Here is a 21911-nt window from a genome sequence, read left to right on the forward strand (position 1 = left end):
GGCCACCATGACCTCCAGCGCAGCCCGTACCCCCGCCATATCCGACCCGGCCCCCGGCCTGCCCGTGCTGGCGGAGGTCGTGCGGTCCGGTTTCACCGAGGGCCACCACCGGGGCTCGCTGGTCGTGCTGGCCGCCGACGGCGGTGTGGAACTGTCCCTGGGCGACCCGGCGGCGCCGGTCTTCCCGCGCTCCTCGAACAAGCCGATGCAGGCGGCGGCGGTGCTGCGGGCCGGGCTCGACCTGTCGGGGGAGCGGCTGGCGCTGGCCGCCGCGAGCCATTCCGGCGAGGGCTTCCACCTCGATCTCGTACGCAAGATGCTCACCGAGCACGGACTGTCGCCCGAGGACCTTCAGACCCCGCCGGACCTGCCGCTGGACCCGGTGGAGGCCGAGACGTATCTCGCGGCCGGTCATGTCCGCGAGCGCATCACGATGAACTGCTCCGGCAAGCACGCGGCGATGCTCGCCGTCTGCGCGCGCAACGGCTGGGACATGGACGGCTACCTGGACCCGGCGCACCCCCTTCAGCAGCTGGTGCACCAGGTCGTCGAGGAGGCCGCGGGCGAGGAGGTCGCCGCCGTCGGCACGGACGGCTGCGGGGCGCCGCTGATGGCGATCTCGCTGGTGGGCCTGGCGCGCGCGTTCCGTGGTTTCGTCCTTGCGGAGCCGGGTACGGCGGAGCGCCGGGTGGCGGACGCGATGCGGGCGCACCCGGAGTATGTGGCGGGTACCCGGCGCCCCGACACCTGGCTGATGCGCGAGGTGCCCGGCACCCTGTCGAAGATGGGCGCGGAGGCCGTGCAGGCGGTGGCCCTGGCGGACGGCCGGGCGCTGGCCTTCAAGATCGATGACGGCTCGACCCGGGCGCTGGGCCCGGTCCTGGCCCGAGTGCTGGACCTGCTGGGGATCGACGCCCCGGTGGTCGGGCGGATCGGCCGGGCGCCGCTGCTGGGCGGCCGGGCGCAGGTGGGGGAGATCCGGGCGGCTTTCTGAGCCCCGGCCCTTCCCGTGCGTACGGCCGTCAAAACCGGGCGACATCCCGTATTCCGCTGCCTAGCGTGGGGCGCATGAACGCCCTCGATATCCGCCCTGTCACCCCGTCCGAGTTCCCCGACTGGCTGCGCGCCCTGAACACCGGCTTCCTCCGGCCGCCCACGCCGCCGGAGGAGGAGGTGACCGGGCGCATGGCGTGCCTGGACCTCTCGCGTACGCGCGGGGCGTTCGACGCGGGGCGGTGCGTGGCGACGTTCCGTTCGTTCGCGCAGGAGCTGACGGTGGTCGGCGGTGCCACCGTGCCGGCCGACGCGATCACCAACGTCACCGTCTCGCCGACCCACCGGCGGCGCGGTCTGCTCTCGCGGATGATGGCGACGGACCTGGCGGAGGCGAAGGAGGGCGGGGACGTGGCGGCGACGCTGATCGCCGCCGAGTACCCGATCTACGGCAGGTACGGCTTCGGCCCGGCGGCCCAGGCGACCGTGTGGGAGGTCGACGTCCACCGCACCGGCCTCGACCCGCACCGTCCGGTGCCGGCGGCCGGGGACGGCGGCCGGATCGACCTGGTGGACGGCGCGGAGGTCCGGAAGCTGGGCCCCGTGCTGCACGACCGGCTGCGGGCCCGGCAGCACGGGGCGGTGAGCCGGGACGACCGCTGGTGGGACAAGGTCACGGGAGAGGGGGTCTTCCCCCAGGACCACTGGACCGAACCCTTCTACGCGGTGTACCGGGGCGCGGACGGCACGGTCGACGGAATGCTGGTCTACCGCGCCGACGACAAGTGGGGCGACGCCAAGCAGCCGCTGAACGGTGCGAAGGTGCGCGACATGATCGCGATGACCCCGGCGGCGGAGCGGGCGCTGTGGCACTTCCTGTGCTCGGTGGACTGGATCTCCACCATCCGTACGGGCATCCGCCCGGCGGACGACCTGCTTCCGCTGCTGCTGCCGGACCCGCGCGCGGCGCGTGTGGTGACACAGGCGGACTTCCTGTGGGTGCGCGTCCTGGACGTCGTACGCGCCCTTGAGGCCCGTACGTACGCGGTGCCCGGGTCGCTGGTCCTGGAGGTCCGGGACGCGGCGGGCTACGCGGCAGGCCGCTTCCACCTGGACGCCACGCCGGACGGCGCCACCTGCGCGCCGACGACGCGCTCGGCGGACCTGGCGCTGGACGTCCGGGAACTCGGCACGCTCTGGCTCGGCGACGAATCGGTCCTGCGGCTGGCCGCGCTGGGCCGGGTGGAGGAGCTGACCCCGGGCGCGACGGCGAAGGCGGACGCGGTGTTCCGGGCGGCGCGGCGGGCTTGGTGCCCGGACGTGTTCTGAGGGGGCGGGGCGCCGAGCGGCTGGACGTGTTCTGAGGCGGCCGGGAGCCGAGGGCCCGGAGCGGGGGATCGGTGTGGGCGGCGGCGGTACGACGGTGGTGTGGCAGGTGCCGCTGTGAGTGCTGGTGCGGGGTGCCCCGGGCCCGCCGGGCCGGGACCGGGGCGTGTGCGGGCCGCCTGACCGGGTCCTGAGGGCCCCGGCCTCAGTTTCCCGCCCTTGTTCAGCGGCCCGTGAGGCTTCCCGCTCGTTCGGCGAGGATGCGCTCGATGACCACGGCCACACCGTCCTGATGACGGACATCTTCACCCCGCCCGGCCTGGAGCGGACGGCCGACGAGCGCGAGGCCGCGGTGAAGATCGGCGCGCTCAAGATGACCCATGACCTCAGCCTGGTCGTGCGCGCGTACGCCGGCTACGACGCCTCCGAGGGCTGGAACCGCATCTACCGCGCGGGCCTGCGGCTGACGGACGAACAGGTCACCTCGTTCGCCGAGGAGTACGAGGCGCTGCTGCGCAAGTACCGGACCGCCCCCGGGGAACACCCGGCCGGGTCACGGCAGATGGCCGTGCACCTGGTGATGCTGCCCGACGTGGGGGCCCGGCCGGTCCTGCCGGTGGAGCCGGACGAGGAGTAGCCGCGCGCCGGGCCGGCGTCAGCCGCTGCGCCGCCACCACCGTACGAACGCGTTGCGGTGCCGCAGCGGGCCGCGGGCGCGGGCCGCGCCGGAGCGGACGCCGCGCCGGTCGTACGCGGGCCGCCACGCGTCATCGGGCGAGGCCGTCGGCGCCTGCCGGTCCGCCTGTGCCCGGATCTCGTAGTACGACTCGTGGGCGGTCGCCCGGAACGCCTCGTCGTACGAAGCCAGCGCGGCCCGCATCGCCGATCCGGCGGACCCGCGCCGCCTGACCCGTACGGCCAGCCCGCCGAGCAGGCCCATGACCGCCGCGAGGACGCCGGTGCTGATGAGGAGCGGCAGAAACGAGGCCATGGGGACGAGCGTACGGCGCGGCGCGCCGGGCGTCTTGACCCTGAAGCGCTTCGTCCCGCAGGCGGTCCAGTCGCAGGCGATGGGGCGAGCGCACGGCTGATCCCGTCGTGCGCGGCCCGCCACCCGGACCGGACCGGCCGGCTGGCCCTGATCGCCCCAAGCACGCGGGCGGTCGGCATCGACGTCACCGGGGAGGAGCGGCGGGCGCTCGCGCGGCTGAGGAGCGGCGAACCGTGGTTCCCGGTGGCCTTCCCCGCGCTGGAGGTGATCACACGCGGGAACGGCACCGAATGGGAGGCCGTCGAACCGTTTTTCCACGGCCGCTGGAACGACGCGGCCCGCCGCTTGCAGGTGCTCGGCCGCCCCGGCAACCCGGAGTCCGTCGCCCGCTTCGGCGCCGAGGGCGCGTTCGACCCGCCGGCCACCCGCAAGGCCCTCGCCTCCCTCGCCGCGCCCGTCCTGCTGCTGGCCGGCGCGTACGACCTGAACAGCCCGCCGAGCGCGGTGACCGCGTTCGCCGAGCTGTTCCGGGACGACGGCGGTGCACGCCGTCGTGCAGCCGGGATACGCGGCTGCACGACGGCGCACCACCCGGTCCGCGGGGCGCTCAGGACCGGGCCGGCTCCCAGACCGAGCAGTCGTGCGCGAAGAGCACGCGACGCGGATCGAAGCCGGCCAGCCGGTCCAGCCAGGGCCGATACGGCGGAAGCGGCGGCTCCACCCCTGCCAGGGCCGCCTGGCGCGCCAGCCGCCCGGACGCGAAGTGGGAGGGGCGAAGTCGTGCGCCTGCCCGGCGAGGACCACCGTGCCGTCGCCCTGCCGGACCACCGGCGACTGGTGCCCGTCGGTGTGCCCGGGCATCGGAACGACCGGGACTCCCGGCCAGATCTCGGCTTCCCCGGTGCCCTCCTTCGTACACCACTCCGGGAAAGTCGATCAGCGCGTCGACGGTGTAGTCGCCCGCGCGGGCAGTGGCCAGTTCGACGCCCTGGACCACGATGGGCCGGCCGCCCAGGAGGGGGTTCCCGCCGCAATGGTCGAGGTGCAGAGGGCAGTTGACGACCATCGAGATGCCGTCAAAGCCGACCCCGGCCTCCGACAGAGCCTCCCGCAACGCCCGCCGCCGGGGCCGGTAGCGCGCCTCGGTCCCCGGACCCGCGTCACCGATCCCGGTGTCGAGGAGAAGCAGCACCTCGTCGTGCCGGACCGGTAGGCAAGCGCGGTGAACGGCCCTGGCCCTGGCAGTGGTGAACCGGCATCTCCGGACACAGGTCCGACCGCAGCGAGTACGAGGTCGAGTGCCCCGGCTGCCGGGTTGGCCTGCGGAGCCGACTTCTCCGTCGCCGACCGGATCGGCGCCGACTGGTAACGCGGAACACTTTTGCAAGCGGCTGCTTGCAAAAGTTAGCAAGAGGGGGCAGCATCGGGGCATGGCCTCACTCAACGTCGGCAATCTCGGTGAGTATCTGCGGGAGCAGCGCCGTAGTGCGCAGCTCTCGCTGCGGCAGCTCGCCGATGCCGCCGGGGTGTCCAACCCCTACCTCAGCCAGATCGAGCGCGGGCTGCGCAAGCCGAGCGCCGAGGTGTTGCAGCAGGTCGCCAAGGCGCTGCGGATCTCCGCCGAGACCCTGTACGTACGGGCCGGGATTCTGGACGAGCGGCAGCAGGGCGAGCTGGAGACGCGGGCGGTGATCCTCGCCGATCCGTCGATCAACGAGCGCCAGAAGAGCGTGCTGCTCCAGATCTACGCGTCGTTCCGCAAGGAGAACGGGTTGGACGACGAGCCCGGGGCGGACGCCGGTTTCAATGCCGATGGCAGTGCTGCCGATACAGCCTGAGAGCTCCATCACCCTCACATCCAGTCTGATGATCCGGGAGGACCACAGTCATGGCCATCACCGATGACCTGCGCAAGACCCTCACCGACCCGACCCCCCTCTACTTCGCCGCCGGCACCGCCGACCTCGCCGTGCGCCAGGCCCGCAAGGTGCCCGCGCTGCTCGACCAGCTGCGGGCCGAGGCCCCGGAGCGGATCGAGGCCGTACGGAACACCGATCCCAAGGCCGTGCAGGAGAAGGTCACCGAGCAGGCCCGGGAGGCGCAGGCCGTCCTTCAGGCCAAGGTCACCGAGGTGATCGGCGCCTTCGACACCGACCTGAAGAAGCTCGGCGAGAACGCCCAGGACCTGGCGCTGCGCGGGGTGGGCGTCGCGGCCGAGTACGCGGTACGGGCCCGGGAGACGTACGAGAAGGTCGCCGAGCGCGGCGAGCGCACCGTGCGGACGTGGCGGGGCGAGACCGCCGACGAGGTCGTGGAGATCGCCGTCGTCGTGGAGCCGCGCAAGGAGTCCGAGCCGGCCGCCGCGCCGAAGCCGGCCGCTCCCGCGAAGGAAGCTCCCGTCGCGAAGCCGGCCGCCGCGAAGCCGAAGCCCGCCGCTGCCAAGCCCGCCGCCGCGAAGAAGGCGCCGGTGCGGAAGCCCGCCGCGAAGAAGGCCACTCCGCCCTCCGGCAAGTAGCACCGATGCCCTGGCAGGTGTGCCGGGGCGCCGGGCGGGCACATTCCGGGTGGCCCGTTCGTTGTCCCGGTACCTTGGCCGCTAGGCGCTTTCCACCTGACTAGGCGGTGCACTTCATGTTGCTCGACGGCTTCAACTCGTTCCTCGGGCTGCTCTCCGCGGCCATGCTCGTCCTCGCCGTGGTCGCGCTGGTCATGGCCCTGATGGCCCGCGAGGACGCCTACCGCGCCGCGGGCAAGCAGAAGAAGTCCTTCTGGCTGATCATTCTCGGCATCGTGGTGGCGGTGAACCTCTGGCCCATCTTCATCTTCCTCCAGATCGCCGGCCTGATCGCCACCATCGTCTTCTTCGTGGACGTACGGCCGGCCCTCAAGGCCGTCGGCGGTGGGCGCCGGCGCGGCGGATCCAGCAGCGACGGTCCGTACGGCCCCTACAACGGCGGGCGCTGAGCCCGCGCCGGTGAGGCCGGGCGCGGGCGCGGGATGTTCACGCTCCGCGCACCGCCCGGGGGCCGGAGCCGGGCGGTGTCCTGGTCGCGGTCGAGCAGCAGGACCGCGACGTCGTCCGTCAGCTCGCCGCCGTTCAGCTCCCGCACCTGGGTGACGGCCGCCTCCAGCAGCTCCTCGCCGGTCAGGCCCTCGGCGAGCTGCCGGTTGATCATCGCCACCATGCCGTCCTGGCCGAGGCGCCGCGTGCCGTCGCCGACGCGGCCCTCGATCAGGCCGTCCGTGTACATCATCAGACTCCAGGCGCCGCCCAGCTCCACCTGCCGGCGCGGCCACCTCGCGCGCGGCAGCAGGCCCAGGGCCGGTCCGCCGTCCTCGTACGGGAGCAGCTGCGCCGCCCGTCCGTGGCGGGCGATCAGCGGCGCGGGGTGCCCGGCGAGGCACAGGCCCGCGCGGCGGCCGTCCGGGGCGATGTCCACCGTGCAGAGCGTCGCGAAGATCTCCTCGCTCTCCCGCTCGTGCTCCAGGACCTCCTGGAGCGTGGACAGCAGCTCGTCGCCGCACAGCCCCGCCAGCGTCAACGCGCGCCACGCTATGCGCAGTTCCACGCCGAGCGCGGCCTCGTCCGGGCCGTGGCCGCAGACGTCGCCGATCATCGCGTGCACCGTGCCGTCCGGGGTGCGGACCGTGTCGTAGAAGTCCCCACCGAGCAGGGCGCGGCTGCGGCCCGGGCGATAACGCGCCGCGAAGCGCAGGTCGGAGCCGTCGAGGAGCGGGGTCGGGAGCAGCCCGCGTTCCAGCCGGGCGTTCTCCTGGGCGAGCAGCCGGGACTCGGTGAGCTGGTGCTGTGCGACGTCGGCCCGTTTGCGCTCGACGGCGTAGCGGATGGCCCGGCTCAGCAGCCTGCTGTCCAGCTCGCCCCGGAAGAGATAGTCCTGTGCGCCCACCCGGACCGCCTCGGCGGCCAGCTCGGCGTCGTCCTCCGCGGTGAGGGCGAGCACGGCGTGCCGGGGTGCGATCCGCAGCACGTGCTTGAGCGTGGCGAGCCCGTCCTCCTCGCCCTCCCCGTCGTCCCGCGCCTCGGCGCCGGCCGGCAGGGCCAGGTCCAGCAGGATGCAGTCCACGTCGTCGGTGAGGAGCCGGCCCGCCTCGGTGAGATTCCGGGCGGCACGGATACGGACCCGGGCGCCGGCCGCGGTGGAGAGCTCCGGGGCGGTGAAGGTGCCCGCAGGGTCGTCCTCGATCACGAGGAGGGTGAGGCCGGCGCCGGAGCTGTTCTCCGCGGCGGGCGCGGAACACGGCTGCGGTACGGGTACGGGCATCGGTTCGGGTTTCCTTCCCTCCCCCCGAGGGCGCGGCGGAGCGACGAACGACGTCCCGCCAGACGGGGACCATAGCGGTACGGACCAGGGGAACGGAATGGCGACCCGCCCGCCGCGCCTGGCATATGCACCGCCATAAGCCGCGTCCCACCACGGATCAGACACGGTGGCCGCGCGGAGGCGGCCGATCCCGACATGACAAAGGTCACGCCACGGGGGCCGGCGGAGCCGGCGGGGTTGGCGGGGTTGGCGCACCCGCGTCGGGGGCCGGGCCCGGGGCCGCCCGGCTGGGCTGCGACTGCCCGCGAGCGTCGGGTCGGCGGCGGAGGGCCCGCGTTGACATGGGCCCCGTGCGGGCCCGGGCGTGCGTGGCACTGCGCGTGCGCGGGTCCGGGGCGTGCGGTCAGCCGTGCACGTACCCACCGGGGACCCGGCCCAGGGCCTGCTCGCCGGGCCCCGCGCCGCCCGCCCGCAAGTCAACGAGGAAGCCCGACGCCGCTCCGGGCCGGCCGGTCCGCCGGGCCCACGGCCACGCAGCGGCGTCCGGCCCCGAGGGCGGCGCTTCGCCTCGCCTACCCGGGTGCGGGTTGCCCTCGCTAGGGCAGCTGCGTCCGGTGTGGCGGTGCGCCACCGCCGCCGCGTTCCGGCCTCGGGCCAGCGTCTCGCCTGTCCGGGTGCGGGCTGCCCCCGCTAGGGCAGCTGCGTCCGGTGTGGCGGTGCGCCACCGCCGCCGCGTTCCGGCCTCGGGCCAGCGTCTCGCCTGTCCGGGTGCGGGCTGCCCCGCTGGGTCAGCCGTGTCAGGCGCGGCGGAGTGCCACCGCAGCTGTGCCCGCCCGGGGCACCCGCGTCCGACCCGGCGCCGAGCACCGCGGCCGCACGCCGCCGCGCCCGCCAGGGCGACCGTGTCCGGCGTGGCCGCGCGCCACCGAAGCCGATTCGCACCCCGCCCCGCCAGGGGCACCCGCATCCGCCGCGGCGGGGCGTCACCGCGGCCGCACCCCGCCCCGCCGTCCGCCCAAGGACTACGCGTCGGGGCGGACCACGCCGAGTATCTGCATGGAGCCCGCGCCCGCGAGGGTGACGTCGCGGCCGGGGCGAGGGGCGTGGATGATCTGGCCGTTGCCCACGTACATGCCGACGTGGGTGGCGTCGGAGTGGTAGATGATCAGGTCGCCGGGGCGCATGTCCTGGATCGCGATGTGCGGCAGCAGTCGCCACTGCTCCTGCGAGGTGCGCGGGATCGGGCGGCCCGCCGCCGCCCACGCCTGGGACGTCAGGCCGGAGCAGTCGTACGACTTGGGGCCCTCCGCGCCCCACACGTACGGCTTGCCGATCTGCGCGGTCGCGAAGGCCACCGCCTGCTTGCCGAGCGGGCTCGCGTCCCGGTTGATCTCCTTCAGCGCGCCGGAGTCGAGCCACGCGGTCTGCGCCTGCCGCGCCGCCTCCCGCTCCAGTTCGAGGAGGCGGGCCCGCTCCTCCTTCTCCAGTCGCGATTCCAGCTTCTTCGCCGCCGCTATCTGCGAGTTGATCTTCTTCTTGGCCTTGGCCTGCTTGACCCGGTTGGCTTCCAGCTTGGTCCAGTTGGTGCTGGCGTCCTTGGTGTACGTCTCCAAGTCCTGCTGCGTCTTGGTCAGTTCCTCCAGGAGCCCCTTGCTGGCCTGCTGGCCCTGGCGGGTGCGGTTGATGCCGTCGAGGAAGAGCTGCGGGTCGCCGCTGAGCATGAGCCGAGCGCCCGGTGGGAGTCCGGCGTTGCGGTACTCCTCGCGGGCCTGGGCGCCGGCCCGGTTCTTGAGGGCGGTGATCTTCGCCCGGCCCTCGACTATCGACTGCGCCAGCTCGACCAGCTCGCCGGACTGCTTCCTGGCCTTCTCCTCGGCGAGGTTGTACGCGTCGGTGGCGGCGCCCGCCTCCAGATACAGCTCGTCGATCTCCGCGCGCACCTCTTCGAGGCTCTTCCCGCCGCCGTCGGCGGACTCCGGCGGTGTCGGCGCGGCGAACGCCTGGACCGGCGAGGCGAGGACCGCCAGCGCGCAGACCAGAGTCATCGCGGCTGCGGCACAGTGGCGTCGGTACACGAGCTCCCCCTCCGAGCAGTTCCCAGCTGTTCGAGCAGTACCAGAAAACTGATTAACCGTCAGTAACATGTAGTGTCGACCAGATCGTGCCATGCCGTACTGAAAAGCAACAGAGGCAGACACACTCCGGCCTTCGGGCGGCACTTCGCTATTCCGTCACTCCCCGCTACCCCGCGCCCCCCGGCGTCCCACTCAGTCCGACGAACGGAGCCCGCTGGCCGTTCCCGCCGCGGGGGTGAATCCCGGCGCAACGAGGAAGTGCCCGCGCGCCGTCCGAATGCGCCCCCTCACCACCCCCCGGGCTCCAGCGCCCCCCATGCCACCGTGACCTCGCCCTGGCGCCACCGCCGCCCCCCGTCCGTCAGTGGCCAGTCGCCCGAGAGCGCCCGCACCGCGGTGATCCAGCGCTGCCGGGCCCCCAGCGAGGCGTAGGGCGCCGCGGCCGCCCACGCCCGGTCGAAGTCGCGCAGGAAGGCGTGCACCCGCTCGCCCGGGACATTGCGGTGGATCAGCGCCTTCGGCAGCCGTTCGGCGAGATCGGACGGCCGGTCCAGCGAGCCGAGCCGGGTCGCGAAGGTCACCGTACGCGGCCCCTCCGGCCCCAGCGCCACCCACACGTGCCGGCGCCCGATCTCGTCGCAGGTGCCCTCCACCAGCAGCCCGCCCGGCGCCAGCCGCTCGCACAGCCGCTGCCAGACCCCGGCCACCTCGCCCTCGTCGTACTGGCGCAGCACATTCGCCGCCCGGATCAGGGAGGGCCGCTCCGGCAACGGGATCTCGAAACCGCCGTGCCGGAAGGTGAGGCCCTCGCGGGCGTACGGCTGCGCGGCGGCGACCCGCTCCGGGGAGATCTCGATGCCGACCACCGCCGTGCGCGGTTCGGCGGTGCGCAGGCGCGCCAGCAGCTCGACGGCGGTCCAGGGCGCGGCCCCGTAACCGAGGTCGACGGCGACGGGGGTGTCGGCGCGGCGCAGGGCGGGGCCGTGCGCGGCGGCGATCCAGCGGTCCATACGGCGCAGCCGGTTCGGATTGGTGGTCCCGCGCGTCGCGGTGCCGATCGGGCGCATGACACAGAGCGTAACGATCCGGGAGGATGCGGGCGCAGGGCGGGTGGGAGAGCATCGGGACGGGCCCCGCGTTCGCACCGTAATGATTTGGTAAAACGGAAATGAAAGGGGGGATTCCGCTGTTCCCCACCTTCGAAGGGAACGTGCGCCCCTTCGGTGCCATGCCGTGAACCGCGCCGGCACCGGGGCCCAGCGAGGAGGACGGACGACGTGACCCAGTACGTCTCGCGGCTCGGCAGCAGCCGTGGCGCACCACGTCGCAGGTTCCCCGCAGGTCTCACCGGCTCCTTCACCACCGGTCACCGCAGGCCCCGCCGCATCGCGATGCTCTCCGTGCACACCTCCCCGCTGCACCAGCCGGGGACGGGCGACGCCGGCGGGATGAACGTGTACATCGTGGAGCTGGCCAGGCGGCTCGCCGCGATCAACATCGAGGTCGAGATCTTCACCCGCTCCACCACCGGAGGGCTGCCCCCGGCCGTGGACCTGGCGCCCGGTGTCCTCGTCCGGCACATCGACGCGGGGCCGTACGAGGGGCTGGCCAAGGAGGAGCTGCCCGCGCAGCTCTGCGCCTTCACCCACGGTGTGATGCAGGCGTGGGCCGGTCAGCGCCCCGGCTACTACGACCTCGTCCATTCCCACTACTGGCTCTCCGGACACGTCGGCTGGCTGGCCGCGCAGCGCTGGGGTGTTCCCCTCGTGCACGCCATGCACACCATGGCCAAGGTGAAGAACGCCGCGCTCGCCGAGGGCGACAGCCCCGAGCCCGCCGCCCGGGTCATCGGCGAGACCCAGATCGTGGACGCCGCCGACCGGCTGATCGCCAACACCGCCGAGGAGGCGGGCGAGCTGGTCCGGTTCTACGACGCCGACCCGCAGGCCGTCGCCGTCGTCCACCCCGGCGTCAACCTCGACCGTTTCCGCCCCGGCGACGGCCGGGCCGCCGCCCGGGCCCGTCTCGGCCTTCCGCAGGACGCCCTGATCCCCCTCTTCGCGGGCCGCATACAGCCGCTGAAGGCCCCCGACGTGCTGCTGCGGGCGGTCGCCGTGCTGCTGGATCGGAACCCCTCGCTGCGGCCCCGGATCGTGGTGCCCGTCGTCGGCGGCCCCAGCGGCAGCGGCCTCGCGAAGCCGGAGGGCTTGCAGAAGCTCGCGGCCCGGCTGGGCATCGCGGACGTCGTGCGCTTCCACCCGCCGGTCGGGCAGGACCAGCTCGCCGACTGGTTCCGGGCCGCGTCCGTGCTGGTCATGCCCTCGTACAGCGAGTCCTTCGGGCTCGTCGCGATCGAGGCCCAGGCGACCGGGACACCGGTCGTCGCGGCGGACGTGGGCGGCCTGCCGGTCGCCGTGCGCGACGGCGTCAGCGGCTTCCTGATTCCGGGGCACGATCCGGCCGCTTACGCCCAGGCGCTGGAGCGGTTCGCGCAGGCGCCGGAGCTGGTCGCCCGGATGGGCGGGGCGGCGGCGGAGCACGCCCAGCGGTTCGGCTGGGACACGGCGGCGGCCGCCACGGCGGAGGTTTACACGGCGGCCATTCAGGAACACCGCAGGCGGACGCGTACCCGCGTGTGACCCCCGTACGCCCCCGACCGCGCGCCCTTGCCACCTGACGTACGCTCGAAACATGGCTGACGCACCCGTACCGGCGAAGAACGAGGCCACCCGGGCCGCCCAGGTCCTCGAAGCGAGCTTCGCCGACGCCGGGCTCGACTGGGAGAGCCCCGCACCGGGCAACTACGTCGTCCAGCTCCCCGGTACCCGCAAGCTGTCGACCACCTGCTCACTGATCGTCGGCGCGCACAGCCTCTCCCTCAACGCCTTCGTCATCCGGCACCCCGACGAGAACGACGCGGCGGTGCACCGATGGCTGCTGGAACGGAACCTGCGCCTGTTCGGCGTGAGTTACGCGATCGACCCGCTCGGGGACATCTACCTCACCGGCAAGCTGCCGCTGTCCGTGGTGACGCCCGATGAGGTGGACCGGCTGCTCGGCTCCGTGCTGGAGGCGGCGGACGGCGCCTTCAACTCCTTGCTGGAGATCGGGTTCGCGACCGCGATCCGCAAGGAGTACGCCTGGCGGGTCGCGCGCGGCGAGTCCACCCGTAATCTCGACGCCTTCGCGCACCTCACCCAGCGCCCCGCGGGCTGACCTCGCGTCACCCCCGTACGCGCGTCGCCGACTCGATCTCCTTCAGCGTGGCCTCAAGACGGGGTGCGACCTCGTTCCAGGTCCACTCCAGCTGGTCACCTGACGTGCCGCGCGGCACGGTCTCCACCAGCATGATCAGATACAGATACGCGCGATAGAGCGCGAGCCGCAGCCGGAGCGGACCGTCGAACTCCACGGGCCCGCCCGGCGCCTCTTCCCCGTAACCGGCGAGGAAATCCTTGTCGTCCGCGATGTCACCCAGCAGAGCGAGCGACACGAAGTCGGCGGCCGGGTCGCCCCAGAACATCCGCTCCCCGTCGATGACCCCGCCCACCCGCCGCGCACCCGGCTCACCGGTGACCAGGATGTTCCCCTGCCACAGATCGAAGTGGACCAGGGCGGGCCGGGTCACGTCGTCCAGTGCGTACGAGGCGCCGCCGAGCACCGTGGCGGTCTCCGCCGCCGTACGGGGGAGCCGGGCCGCGTACGTCCGCGCGTCGGCCAGGACCGCGTCCGTCATCGTGGTGAACGCCTGCCGCCAGGTGGGCGCGAGCGGGCCGAGCGCCTGCGAGGGGTAGCCGAAGCCGCCCGGCGCGGGCAGGCCGTGCAGCCGGCCGACGATCCGCCCGAGCTCGGTGCGCAGCCGCGCCTCCTCGCCGTCGGCCATCGTGCCGGTCAGCTCGTGCCAGGGGCGGCCGGGGCGGGCGGACATGACCACGTACGGGCCGGTGGGGGCGGCCGGGTCGAGCTCGGCGCGTACGACGACGGGCACGGTGGCCTCGTCGGCGGCCCGGTAGAACGTCACCTCGTTGACCAGCAGGTCGTGTTCGTACGACAGACGGTCCCCGGCGGCCGGCGGCGGCACCTTCACCACATGTTCCCGCCCGTCCGTCAGCCGGACGAGGCTGACGGCGTTGTACGTGCCCCCGGTGAGCGGTTCGCAGGAGGCGACCAGGCCGGGCGGTGTACCCAGCGCGCCGAGGACGTCGGCGGGAACGGAATCGATCGGCACGGCGGGCTCCCCCTGAACGGTGTGCGCGAAGTGATCACGACGTCGTCACGATCACGTGCGATGCCCAAGGTAAAGGATTGCCAAACCACAGCGGGCTCATAGAGTTGGATCACCCCCACGCACCTCCGTTTCAGCCGCGCCGAACCCGGCGGGGCTGCTCGCGTGCGGGCGAAACACTTTGAGCAGAAGGACGGGCCATGCGACCCACTGTCATACGCCGTACCGCCGTTGCCGCCACCGTGATGTCCCTGGCGCTGTTCACCGCCGCCTGTGGCTCGGACGGTGACGACAAGGGCGCCGACAAGGCGGCCGGCTCCTCGGCCCAGCCGTCGGAGAAGGGCGCCGACAAGGGCGCGGAGGCTCCCGCGAAGGCGCTGTCCGCGGCGGAGCTTGAGCAGGTCTCGCTGGCGCAGGGCGACGTCAAGGACCACAAGATCACCAAGGCCGGTCCGGCCGACCTGATCGAGGCGAAGGACGTGACCGCGGACAAGGAGTCCTGCGACGTCTTCGGCGACGCGCTGATGGGCGCCAAGGCCGGTTCGCCCGCCGCCGCCACGCAGCGCAAGGTGGTCAGCGTGCCGAAGAAGGACGCGGACAAGGACATCAGCGACCCGGAGGAGGCGTTCAAGGCCGCCTTCGACATCACCACCACGATGACCACGCTCGCGTCGTACGACGGCAAGGGCGCCGAGGAGACGCTGGCCGCGCTGCGCACCGCCGCGACGGAGTGCGCGGGCGGCTTCACGCTCACCGTCGCCGGTGACAAGCAGAAGGTCGCCAAGATCACGGAGGAGCAGGTCAAGGGCGGCGAGGAGGCTGCGGCCTGGACCGTGACGGTGGAGTCGGACGGCGAGAAGAACTCGCTCAAGCTCACCGCGCTGCGGCAGGGCGCGACGCTCGCCACGCTCAGCTCGATGAACCTCGCGGCCGCGGGCTCCGGCGAGGACTTCGACCTGCCGACCGCGGTGATCGACGCGCAGGCGAAGAAGCTCGCCTGACCTCTCGTCAAGGAAGCGGAACGAGCCGTACGACGGTGACGGTGAGGACTGAACCGGAGACGTAATAGAGCACGATCGCCCCGGCGACCGTCGCCTCCCGGCGATCGTGCTCTCCCTTGACGGCGGTCGACCCGTGCCCATAGGGCTCATGCCCCAGGGTCGCCGCCATCTCGTCCCGGAATGTTTCACTGTCCGCCATCTTGGCAAGGGTGTCGTCGGCGGGTGGCGCGTAGGAGATCCGGAAGCTCAAGCGACGCTCCGCCTCTCGGCCTCGTCCCGCGCCAGCCGGTCCAGAATCCGCTCGGCCTCCGGATCGGGCACGGCCTCCAGCATCCAGTGCCGCATCACGGCCTGGATCTCATGCACCCCGGCCTCATTGATGGCCCGCTCGAACTCCGCCCGCCGCCCCTCCGGCAACGCGTCCCGGATCGCCGGAATGCTGTTGGGCACCTCGACCTCGGCACCCCCGACAAAGGTCTTCAACGGCTCACCCATAACCGCCCTCCCGCACTCTTCCCCGCATGGGGCACAGGGTACGGGGCGGGGTGACGCGCGTCACTTCCGCCTGTGCCACCACCGGGTCGGGGCGGCCGCCGCGACATCGGCGCCGACTGCGGGTCGCTGCGGCAGGCCCCGTACGGCTGTACGTATGTGATCGAAGGTGGCCACGGGGTGATGCGTCGTCCCGGATTCGCCTTCGCCGGGCAGCAGTACGCCGAGGCACACCAGCCTGAAGTTGCGGTCCGCAAGGTGGCGTGCGACGAAGACCGGCGCCCCGGCACAGCCTTGGGGTACGTGCCCACTCCATACAAACCCACGTCCCTCGCCGTGGCGCACGACCTCGCCGATCACCACGGCCTGTTCGCGCTGCGTGCGGTCCGGTCCCACGTCGTGGCCCAGCGCGTACGCAGGCACCGGGCCGTCGCCCAGCAGAGAGATGTCCTCCGGCTTCGCGGCGATGCCGTCGGTGATCTCGTCGGTCGCCCACGCCCACTTTTTCCGGCGCGCGAGCGCGTGCAGCACGTCGGTGGGCAGGACCGAGACGCCGGAGTCGCCGAGCGGTATCCAGCCTTCCTGGAACCGCAGCATCATCAGGCCGTTCGCGCTCATGGGTGTATCCGACAGCTCGTGCCGCAAACGTATCTCGGCGAGGTCGTACCGGGTCGACGCCCCTGCGGTCACGAGGTACTGCACGTAGGTTTCGCTGTCGTCGTCCTCGGACACGAGATCGTTGAACCAGAACGCCGTCCCGAAGGAATCCCCGTGGTGGGCCCGCTGATACGGCAGCGTCGCGCGGCGGCAGCTGTCGAGGATGGCGTTGATGGTTGACCGGTGATCGGCCGTCTGTTCGGGCACGAGGCCGAACCTATGCGAGGAAGCCGGTGCTCCGCAGTACCTCGCGCGAAGGCCCCCGCCTGACCGTGCAGGGCGGGGGCCTTCGCGGGGGCGGGTGCTACTTCTTGCCCTGGTTCTTCACGGCCTCGATGGCGGCCTTTGCCGCGTCTGCGTCGAGGTAGGTGCCGCCCGGGTTCAGGGGGCGGAAGTCCGCGTCGAGTTCGTAGGTGAGCGGGATGCCCGTGGGGATGTTCAGGCCCGCGATGTCGGCGTCGGAGATGCCGTCGAGGTGCTTGACCAGGGCGCGGAGGCTGTTGCCGTGGGCGGCGACGAGGACCGTGCGGCCGGTCAGGAGGTCCGGGACGATGCCGTCGTACCAGTACGGCAGCATGCGCGTGACGACGTCCTTCAGGCACTCCGTGCGCGGGCGGATCTCCGGCGGGATCGTCGCGTAGCGCGCGTCGTCGCTCTGGGAGAACTCGGTGCCGTCCTCAAGGGCGGGCGGCGGGGTGTCGTACGAGCGGCGCCAGAGCATGAACTGCTCCTCGCCGAACTCGGCGAGCGTCTGCGCCTTGTCCTTGCCCTGGAGCGCGCCGTAGTGGCGCTCGTTCAGACGCCAGGAGCGGTGTACGGGGATCCAGTGGCGGTCCGCGGCCTCCAGCGCGAGCTGGGCGGTGCGGATGGCGCGCTTCTGGAGGGAGGTGTGCAGCACGTCGGGGAGCAGGCCGGCGTCCTTCAGCAGCTCACCGCCGCGGACCGCCTCCTTCTCGCCCTTCTCGGTGAGGTTGACGTCCACCCATCCGGTGAACAGGTTCTTCGCGTTCCACTCGCTCTCGCCGTGACGGAGGAGGATCAGCTTGTACGGTGCGTCGGCCATGAGTCCGAGCGTAATCGAACCCGTCCGAGCCGCGCGCGACCGGTCACAGAGCGGACATGCCGGAGGAGGGGCCTGCCGACGTTTGACGGGGGGCGTCAATTGAGTGGCAGCGGCATCCCTCGGATTCGTAATGTTCGGACCGTCGGTGGGCCTCTTACCTCCCCCGGCTCATCCGTCGTACGCCCCTGGGGGGAACCCGCATGTCTGCCACCGGTCTCGGACGGGCCACCCGCGCCACCCGGGAAACCGTCTCCGGGCTCCCCAGGGAGTTCTGGTGGCTGTGGACCAGCACCCTGGTCAACCGCCTGGGCGCGTTCGTCGCCACCTTCATGGCCCTGTATCTGACCCTGGACCGCGGCTACTCCGCCTCGTACGCCGGTCTTGTCGCCGCCCTCCACGGGCTCGGCGGGGTCGTCTCCTCGCTCGGCTCCGGGGTGCTGACCGACCGCGTCGGGCGGCGGCCCACCATGCTCGCCGCTCAGCTCTCCACCGCCGCCGCGGTCGCCGTGCTCGGTTTCATGACGCATCCGGTGGCCATCGCCGGGGTCGCCTTCCTCGTCGGCATGGCGAGCAACGCCTCCCGCCCGGCGGTCCAGGCGATGATCGCCGACATCGTCCCCGCGAAGGACCGGGTGCGGGCCTTCTCCCTCAACTACTGGGCCATAAACCTCGGCTTCGCGGTCTCCTCCGCGGGCGCCGGGTTCGTCGCCGAGTACAGCTATCTCGCGGGCTTCGTCGGCGAGGCCGCGATGACCCTCGTCTGCGCGGTCGTCGTCTTCCTGAAGGTGCCGGAGTCCCGCCCGGAGCGGTCCGGCGGCGGGCGCACGGCCGGCGGGGTGCCCGCCGAGGACGGCGTACGGCTCTCCACCGTGCTGCGCGACGGACGGTTCATGGGTGTCGTCGGCCTGTCGTTCGTGATCGCGCTGATCTTCCAGCAGGGTTACGTGGGCCTGCCGGTGGCCATGGGCGCGGACGGGCTCAGCAGCTCCGACTTCGGTACGGCGATCGCCGTCAACGGCGTCCTCATCGTGGTGCTCCAGATCCCCGTCACCCGGTTCATCCAGAGCCGCGACCCGCGCCGGCTGCTCGTCGCCTCCTCGCTGCTCGCGGGATACGGCTTCGGGCTGACGGCGTTCGCCGGCTCCGTCGGGGTGTACGCGCTGACCATCAGCGTGTGGACGGTCGCCGAGATCATCAACGCGCCCGTGCAGAACGGCCTGGTCGTCCAGCTGTCCCCGGCCCACGGCAGGGGCCGCTACCAGGGCATGTACACCCTGTCCTGGTCGGCCGCCGCGCTCATCGCCCCGCTGATGTCCGGTGTGGTCATCGACCACTTCGGCGCCGCCTGGCTGTGGGCGACCACCGCCCTCCTGGGCACGGTGGCCTCGGCCGGCTACTGGCTGCTCATGCGCGGGCTGCCGGTGGCGGAGACCGCCGCACCGGCGCGGCCGTCCGGGGCACGGGTCACGAAGGCGGAGGCGTCACCCTCGTAACCCGTACGCCACCCTCGTAACCCGTACGGCCCAGCGGCCGGCGGTGTCAGCCGGAGCAGCCCCCGCACTGGCACGGCGCTCCGGACTGGCAGCCGCACCCGCAGCCCGATCCGCAGCCGCAGGCGCCCAGCACGGTCAGCGGCATCACCTCGGCTGGCGCCTCCCGCTCCGGTTCGGTCATGGGGGAGTCGGCCATGGTTCCTCCTCAAGGCGTACGACAGGGCCGCACGCCCACCGAGGGGCCCGCGACCGGGGCGTACGGACACGTCGTGCCGCCCCGACTCATTGCATGCCCACCCGGACGGGCGCATCAACGGCGCACACGCGCAGGAACGTGTGTACGAGCCGTGCGCGCGGGCGTGCGCCCGGTCACCGAGCGCCCCGCCCTTCCCGCGCCGGAGCCGTCCTAAGCCCCGTTTGTCGAAAGCCCGTCGACTACTAGGCCCCGTCGACCGGCGTGGGCTGCTGGATCTCGTCCGCGTGCTCACCCGTCACCAGATAGACCACGCGCTTCGCCACCGACACCGCGTGGTCCGCGAACCGCTCGTAGTAACGGCCGAGCAGCGTCACGTCGACGGCCGTCTCGATGCCGTGCTTCCAGCGATCGTCCATCAGATGCTGGAACAGCGCGCGGTGCAGCAGGTCCATCTCGTCGTCGTCCTGCTCCAGCTGGAGCGCGAGGTCGACGTCCTTGGTGACGATCACCTCGGCCGCCTTCGCCATCAGGCGCTGCGCGAGCTGGCCCATCTCCAGGATGGTGGCGTGCAGGTCGTGCGGGACCGCGGACTGCGGGAAGCGCAGCCGGGCCAGCTTGGCGACATGCTGGGCGAGGTCGCCCGAGCGCTCCAGGTCCGCGCTCATCCGCAGCGACGTCACCACGATCCGCAGATCGGTCGCCACCGGCTGCTGGCGGGCCAGGAGCGCGATGGCCCGCGCCTCCAGCTCGTGCTGGAGGTCGTCCACCTTCTGGTCGGCGGCGATCACCGACTCCGCCAGCTTCAGATCGGCGTCGAGCATCGCCGTCGTCGCCCGGCCTATCGCCGAGCCGACGAGCCGGGCCATCTCGACCAGGCCCTCGCCGATCGAGTCGAGTTCCTCGTGGTACGCGTCACGCATGGGTGTCCCTCTCCAGTCCTTGACCGAGGCCGGGGCCCGCCGACGACCGGCTCCGAACCCCACGGCACCACCGTGACGGGCGTACGCGTCGGATTCCGACCGGCCAAGTGAACCGGCCCTTGCCCCTCGGTGAACTCTGGGCGACGAGTGACCGAGGAGGGCCCCGGACGGCTGGGAGAGTGTCCGACGTGCCGCATAACCTGGACACATGGACGTGAACGCGGCGGTCGCCGCAGCTGCCGCGATCGCCGGTGTCGGTACCGGTGTGATCGCCATGCTGGCGTTCCGCTGGAGCGAGCGCGACCAGAAGAAGCCGACGCGCACCTCCCCGCGGCCCGACAGCGGCGCCCCGCTGCCCCCGGGCGTCGACACGGTCCTGTCCGTGCTCAGCTCCTCCGCGGTGGTGCTGGACGAGAGCGACAGCGTCGTCAAGGCCAGCTCCGCCGCCTATGCGCTGGGGCTTGTCCGGGGCGGCCGCCTCGCCGTCGAGCCGATGCTCAACATGGCGCGGGACACCCGCCGCGACGGCGAGATACGCCAGGTCGAACTGGACCTCCCGCGCCGCGGCACGGGCCGGGGCGAGGCCCTGGCGGTCTCCGCGCGGGTCGCCCCGCTCGGCTCCCGGCTGGTGCTGCTGCTCGTGGAGGACCTCACCGAGGCCCGCCGCATCGAGGCGGTCCGGCGCGACTTCGTCGCCAACGTCAGCCATGAGCTCAAGACCCCGACCGGCGCCCTGTCCCTGCTTTCGGAGGCCGTGCTCGACGCCTCCGACGACCAGGAGGCCGTCGAGCACTTCGCCCGCCGCATGCAGATCGAGGCGACCCGGCTCACCAATCTCGTCCAGGAGCTGATCGACCTCTCCCGGGTGCAGAACGACGACCCGCTGGAGGACGCCGAGCCGGTCCGGGTGGACGAGCTGGTCGCCGAGGCCATCGACCGCTGCCGCCAGCAGGCGGGCTCCAAGCAGATCACCATGGCCGCCGGCGGCACCGCCGACCTGCGGATATGGGGGAACCGCGGCCAGCTCGCCGCGGCCCTGGGCAATCTGGTCGAGAACGCCGTCAACTACAGCCCCGCCCGCACCCGCGTCGGCATCGCCGCCCGCCGCGTGGTCGTGCCCGGCGGGGACGAGATCGAGATCGCCGTGACCGACCAGGGCATCGGCATCTCCGAGAAGGACCGGGAACGGGTCTTCGAACGCTTCTACCGCGTCGACCCGGCCCGCTCACGCGCCACCGGTGGTACGGGCCTCGGCCTGGCCATCGTCAAACACGTGGCCGCCTCGCACGGCGGGGAGGTCACCGTGTGGAGCTCGGAGGGACAGGGCTCCACCTTCACCCTGCGGCTGCCCGAAGCGGGCTCCGCACGCGGCCGGGACCGTGCGTCCGGCGGCCCGCTCATCGTCAACGGCGACGAGGCGTCCCACCCGGACGCCGCCCCCGACTCCTTTGATTCATTCCCTTCCCCGGAGGCCCTTCCGTGACCCGAGTGCTTGTCGTCGAGGATGAGGAATCCTTCAGCGACGTCCTGTCCTACATGCTCCGCAAGGAAGGCTTCGAGGTCGCCATCGCGGCCACCGGACCCGACGGCCTGGACGAGTTCGAGCGCAACGGCGCCGACCTCGTGCTGCTCGACCTGATGCTGCCCGGACTCCCCGGCACCGAGGTCTGCCGCCAGCTGCGCAGCCGCTCCAACGTGCCCGTGATCATGGTGACCGCCAAGGACAGCGAGATCGACAAGGTCGTCGGCCTGGAGATAGGGGCCGACGACTACGTCACCAAGCCCTTCTCCTCCCGCGAGCTCGTCGCCCGCATCCGTGCCGTGCTGCGCCGGCGCGGCGAGCCCGAGGAGGTGGCCCCCGCCGCCCTGGAGGCCGGACCGGTCCGCATGGACGTCGACCGGCACGTCGTCACGGTCTCCGGCGGCAAGGTCGACCTGCCGCTGAAGGAGTTCGACCTGCTGGAGATGCTGCTGCGCAACGCGGGCCGGGTGCTGACCCGGATGCAGCTCATCGACCGGGTCTGGGGCGCGGACTACGTGGGCGACACCAAGACCCTCGACGTCCACGTGAAGCGGCTGCGGGCCAAGATCGAGCCGGACCCGGGCGCGCCCAGGTTCCTGGTGACGGTGCGGGGCCTCGGGTACAAGTTCGAGCCGTAGGCCGGCCCGTACGCATGACATGGCCGAGGCGCCTCC

Annotated in this window: 23 protein-coding genes and 1 pseudogene; 12 read left to right on the top strand and 12 right to left on the bottom strand. The window is 72.5% G+C overall.

The features are described from left to right. Positions 1 to 7 precede the first annotated feature (7 nt). From OG338_RS16005 to OG338_RS16015, 3 genes are all read left to right on the top strand, one after another. On the top strand, positions 8 to 994 hold the full coding sequence (locus tag OG338_RS16005) for an asparaginase (protein ID WP_405937963.1): 987 nt from the start codon (positions 8 to 10) through the stop codon (positions 992 to 994). 74 nt (positions 995 to 1068) lie between these two features. Next, a complete protein-coding gene (locus OG338_RS16010) occupies positions 1069 to 2322 on the top strand; it encodes a GNAT family N-acetyltransferase (RefSeq protein WP_405937964.1) in 1254 nt (417 codons plus the stop codon). A 289-nt stretch (positions 2323 to 2611) separates the two neighbouring features. Then, entirely contained in the window at positions 2612 to 2956 is a 345-nt protein-coding gene (locus OG338_RS16015; protein WP_405937965.1) for a hypothetical protein, read from the top strand. 18 nt (positions 2957 to 2974) lie between these two features. Here OG338_RS16015 and OG338_RS16020 read toward each other — a convergent pair whose 3' ends face one another. Then, on the bottom strand, positions 2975 to 3310 hold the full coding sequence (locus OG338_RS16020) for a hypothetical protein (protein ID WP_405937966.1): 336 nt from the start codon (positions 3308 to 3310) through the stop codon (positions 2975 to 2977). Positions 3311 to 3917: 607 nt separating this feature from the next. Next, positions 3918 to 4502: pseudogene (locus tag OG338_RS16025) on the bottom strand (MBL fold metallo-hydrolase). A gap of 238 nt (positions 4503 to 4740) precedes the next feature. Here OG338_RS16025 and OG338_RS16030 point away from each other — a divergent pair. The 3 genes from OG338_RS16030 to OG338_RS16040 all read left to right on the top strand — a co-directional run bounded on the left by OG338_RS16030 (position 4741) and on the right by OG338_RS16040 (position 6274). After that, a complete protein-coding gene (locus OG338_RS16030) occupies positions 4741 to 5148 on the top strand; it encodes a helix-turn-helix domain-containing protein (protein WP_405937967.1) in 408 nt (135 codons plus the stop codon). 50 nt (positions 5149 to 5198) lie between these two features. Further along, the gene (locus OG338_RS16035; protein ID WP_405937968.1) at positions 5199 to 5825 is read left to right on the top strand and encodes a hypothetical protein; all 627 of its coding nucleotides are present in this window, start codon (positions 5199 to 5201) and stop codon (positions 5823 to 5825) included. A 116-nt stretch (positions 5826 to 5941) separates the two neighbouring features. After that, positions 5942 to 6274, top strand: coding sequence for a DUF2516 family protein (locus OG338_RS16040; protein ID WP_405937969.1), 333 nt, complete (start codon positions 5942 to 5944; stop codon positions 6272 to 6274). On the opposite strand, the gene OG338_RS16045 is transcribed toward OG338_RS16040, so the two are convergent. From OG338_RS16045 to OG338_RS16055, 3 genes are all read right to left on the bottom strand, one after another. Beyond that, positions 6256 to 7593: a PP2C family protein-serine/threonine phosphatase gene (locus OG338_RS16045; protein WP_405937970.1), complete on the bottom strand. Its 1338-nt coding sequence runs from the start codon at positions 7591 to 7593 to the stop codon at positions 6256 to 6258. The genes OG338_RS16040 and OG338_RS16045 overlap by 19 nt on opposite strands. 1022 nt (positions 7594 to 8615) lie before the next feature. Next, positions 8616 to 9668, bottom strand: coding sequence for an NlpC/P60 family protein (locus OG338_RS16050; RefSeq protein WP_405937971.1), 1053 nt, complete (start codon positions 9666 to 9668; stop codon positions 8616 to 8618). A 287-nt stretch (positions 9669 to 9955) separates the two neighbouring features. Then, positions 9956 to 10735, bottom strand: coding sequence for a class I SAM-dependent methyltransferase (locus OG338_RS16055; RefSeq protein WP_405937972.1), 780 nt, complete (start codon positions 10733 to 10735; stop codon positions 9956 to 9958). A 210-nt stretch (positions 10736 to 10945) separates the two neighbouring features. Here OG338_RS16055 and mshA point away from each other — a divergent pair, with 210 nt between their 5' ends. Beyond that, positions 10946 to 12307 (top strand): D-inositol-3-phosphate glycosyltransferase, encoded by a 1362-nt coding sequence (mshA, locus tag OG338_RS16060; protein WP_405937973.1) that lies wholly within the window; start codon positions 10946 to 10948, stop codon positions 12305 to 12307. Between the two features lie 52 nt (positions 12308 to 12359). After that, positions 12360 to 12884: a YbjN domain-containing protein gene (locus tag OG338_RS16065; RefSeq protein ID WP_405937974.1), complete on the top strand. Its 525-nt coding sequence runs from the start codon at positions 12360 to 12362 to the stop codon at positions 12882 to 12884. Between the two features lie 7 nt (positions 12885 to 12891). Here OG338_RS16065 and OG338_RS16070 read toward each other — a convergent pair whose 3' ends face one another. Then, positions 12892 to 13896, bottom strand: coding sequence for a phosphotransferase family protein (locus tag OG338_RS16070; RefSeq protein WP_405937975.1), 1005 nt, complete (start codon positions 13894 to 13896; stop codon positions 12892 to 12894). A 197-nt stretch (positions 13897 to 14093) separates the two neighbouring features. On the opposite strand from OG338_RS16070, the gene OG338_RS16075 reads away from it, so the two are divergent. Further along, positions 14094 to 14894 carry a hypothetical protein gene (locus tag OG338_RS16075; RefSeq protein ID WP_405937976.1) on the top strand — a complete coding sequence of 267 codons (801 nt, stop codon included), beginning with the start codon at positions 14094 to 14096 and terminating at the stop codon, positions 14892 to 14894. 7 nt (positions 14895 to 14901) lie between these two features. Here OG338_RS16075 and OG338_RS16080 read toward each other — a convergent pair whose 3' ends face one another. The 4 genes from OG338_RS16080 to OG338_RS16095 form a co-directional block, all read right to left on the bottom strand. Then, the gene (locus OG338_RS16080; RefSeq protein WP_405937977.1) at positions 14902 to 15144 is read right to left on the bottom strand and encodes a hypothetical protein; all 243 of its coding nucleotides are present in this window, start codon (positions 15142 to 15144) and stop codon (positions 14902 to 14904) included. Beyond that, entirely contained in the window at positions 15141 to 15389 is a 249-nt protein-coding gene (locus OG338_RS16085) for a hypothetical protein (RefSeq protein WP_073964763.1), read from the bottom strand. Before OG338_RS16085 ends, OG338_RS16080 begins: the two co-directional genes overlap by 4 nt. A gap of 60 nt (positions 15390 to 15449) precedes the next feature. Further along, positions 15450 to 16250, bottom strand: a complete 801-nt coding sequence (locus tag OG338_RS16090) for a hypothetical protein (protein ID WP_405937978.1) — start codon at positions 16248 to 16250, stop codon at positions 15450 to 15452. A gap of 97 nt (positions 16251 to 16347) precedes the next feature. Next, a complete protein-coding gene (locus OG338_RS16095; protein ID WP_405937979.1) occupies positions 16348 to 17106 on the bottom strand; it encodes a phosphoglyceromutase in 759 nt (252 codons plus the stop codon). Between the two features lie 200 nt (positions 17107 to 17306). On the opposite strand from OG338_RS16095, the gene OG338_RS16100 reads away from it, so the two are divergent. Further along, on the top strand, positions 17307 to 18599 hold the full coding sequence (locus OG338_RS16100; protein WP_405937980.1) for an MDR family MFS transporter: 1293 nt from the start codon (positions 17307 to 17309) through the stop codon (positions 18597 to 18599). A gap of 46 nt (positions 18600 to 18645) precedes the next feature. On the opposite strand, the gene OG338_RS16105 is transcribed toward OG338_RS16100, so the two are convergent. Beyond that, the gene (locus OG338_RS16105; protein WP_405937981.1) at positions 18646 to 18795 is read right to left on the bottom strand and encodes a hypothetical protein; all 150 of its coding nucleotides are present in this window, start codon (positions 18793 to 18795) and stop codon (positions 18646 to 18648) included. 242 nt (positions 18796 to 19037) lie between these two features. After that, entirely contained in the window at positions 19038 to 19715 is a 678-nt protein-coding gene (gene phoU / locus OG338_RS16110) for a phosphate signaling complex protein PhoU (protein WP_161207976.1), read from the bottom strand. A gap of 208 nt (positions 19716 to 19923) precedes the next feature. Between phoU and OG338_RS16115 the strand changes: the two genes are divergently transcribed. Beyond that, complete coding sequence (locus OG338_RS16115) at positions 19924 to 21198, top strand: sensor histidine kinase (protein WP_405937982.1); 1275 nt, start codon at positions 19924 to 19926, stop codon at positions 21196 to 21198. Next, the gene (locus tag OG338_RS16120) at positions 21195 to 21875 is read left to right on the top strand and encodes a response regulator transcription factor (protein WP_018519642.1); all 681 of its coding nucleotides are present in this window, start codon (positions 21195 to 21197) and stop codon (positions 21873 to 21875) included. The genes OG338_RS16115 and OG338_RS16120 overlap by 4 nt, the downstream gene beginning before the upstream one ends. The last annotated feature ends 36 nt before the right edge of the window (positions 21876 to 21911 follow it).

It is taken from the genome of Streptomyces sp. NBC_00726, assembly GCF_045161735.1.
Lineage (GTDB): Bacteria > Actinomycetota > Actinomycetes > Streptomycetales > Streptomycetaceae > Streptomyces.